The organism is Micrococcus sp. HMSC31B01 (genome assembly GCF_001816085.1).
GTDB lineage: Bacteria > Actinomycetota > Actinomycetes > Actinomycetales > Micrococcaceae > Micrococcus > Micrococcus luteus.
The window spans coordinates 1-1,834 of the sequence record NZ_KV825276.1 but is presented as its reverse complement, the minus strand read 5'-3'; the positions used below and the strand labels follow the sequence as shown (position 1 = coordinate 1,834).

Sequence of the window (1,834 nt, the reverse complement as noted above, 5' to 3'; positions counted from 1 at the left end):
GGGCCGGGGAGGCGTCCGGGAAGGTGGCCGCGGCGATCGCGGCGATCGCGGGCGCGTCCTCGGGGCGGGCCGGACGGACGACGGCGGCGCGGGGTGCGGAAGTCATCCCCGCTCAGGCCTGCAGCGCGGGGTGCAGGTCCTTCATGCGGAACCGACGCCGGCGCCGCACCACGAGCACGTCCAGGGCGAGCGCCGCCGCCCCGATGCCCATCAGCACGACCACCGGCACCCAGAAGCGCTGGTCCAGACCGCCGGAGATCGCGTTGCGGAACGCCTCGATGGAGTAGCTCATCGGCATGAACGGGTGCAGCGCCTGGAAGAAGCCGGGCAGCACCTCGGCCGGGTAGGTGCCGCCGGTGGAGGCCAGCTGCAGGATCAGCAGGACCAGCAGCAGCGCCGAACCGGGGGTGCCGAGCGCCGTCTGCACCAGGTGCGCGATGAGGGAGAACACCACGGCCACGAGCACCGTCAGGGCCACGGCCCGCACCGGGTGGACGGGGGCCAGGCCCAGCGGCAGCGTGGCGGCCAGCATGAGCAGGCCGCCGCCCACGGCCACGATGCCCACGGGCAGCCACGCGGCCAGCGCGATCGCCACCGGGTTGCGGCGCCCGGCCAGCAGCCGCCCGCTGATGGGCCGCATGATGTTGAACGCGGCGATGCCGAACACCCACAGCGCGATGGAGAAGAACATCGGCGCCATGCCGCGGCCGTAGACCTCCGCGGAGTTGTCCACCTGCATCACGGCCTCCACCGGCCGGGACATCACCAGGGCGGCCTCGTCCCGCTCGTCCTCGGTCAGGGCGGGGACGCGGTCGACGCCGTCGGAGAGCCCGGAGGCGAGCTCGTGGGCGCCGTCGTCGAGGGTGCCGAGGCCGGTGTGCAGCTCCCCGGCGCCGTCCTGGAGCTGGGCCAGGCCGTCGTCGAGCTCGGTGGCGCCGGACTCCAGCTGGCCCGCACCGTCCTGCAGGGTCAGCGCCCCGTCGTGGAGCGCGGCGTTGCCCTCGGCGAGGGTGGTCGCCCCGTCCGTCAGCTCGCCGAGGCCGGACTGCAGCTCCCCGGCGCCGTCCTGGAGCTGGGCCAGGCCGCCGTCGAGCTCGGTCGCGCCGGAGCCCAGCTGCTCGAGGCCGTCCGCGAACTTCCCGGCGCCGTCGGCGAGGGAGTCGGCCCCGTCCTTCGCCTCACCGATCCCGCCCTGCAGCTTCTCCGCGCCCGCGGCCACGGCGTGGGCGCCGTCGTTGAGGTCCGTCAGATCCGCCTTGGCGGAGGCGGCGACGTCGTCCTCGACGAAGCCCTGGACGCGCTCGTTGGCGGCCGCGGAGGTCGCGGCGGCCTCCTCGGCGCGGCCGGCGACGGCGGTCACCCGCTCGTCCGCGCCGGTGAGCGCCTCCTGGAGCGCGGCGTACTGCTCGGACTCGGCGAGCGTCGGGTCCTCTTCGGCGAGCTCGGCCAGGGCGGCCTGCGCGTCGGCGATGCGGGCGCCCGCGCCGTCCTCGGCCGTGCCGGCCACCTCGGCGACCCGCTGGACGTCCTCGTCCACCGCGGCGACGTCGGCGGCCACCGCGTCCTGCCGCTCGATCACCTGGTCCAGGCCGGGGATCACCGTGTCGTAGAGCTGCTGGGTGCCGTCGGCCACCTGCGTGGCGCCGTCGGTGAGCTCGGCCGATCCGGTCTGCAGTTGGGCCAGCCCGTCGGAGAGGTCCGTGGCGCCCTGACGCAGGGCGGGGGCGTTCTCGGCGAGCTGCCCGGCTCCGTCGGCGAGGGCCTGGGATCCCTCGCGCGCCTGGTCGAGCCCGTCGGCCAGGCGGCCGGCCCCGTCCTGCGCGGATGCGGCGCC

Annotated in this window: 1 protein-coding gene; it reads right to left on the bottom strand. The window is 76.0% G+C overall.

What is annotated here, in order from left to right:
- Nucleotides 1-112: 112 nt before the first annotated feature.
- Nucleotides 113-1,834 (bottom strand): YhgE/Pip domain-containing protein (locus HMPREF3105_RS09535; protein ID WP_070709403.1); only part of this gene is annotated, 1,722 nt, incomplete at its 5' end.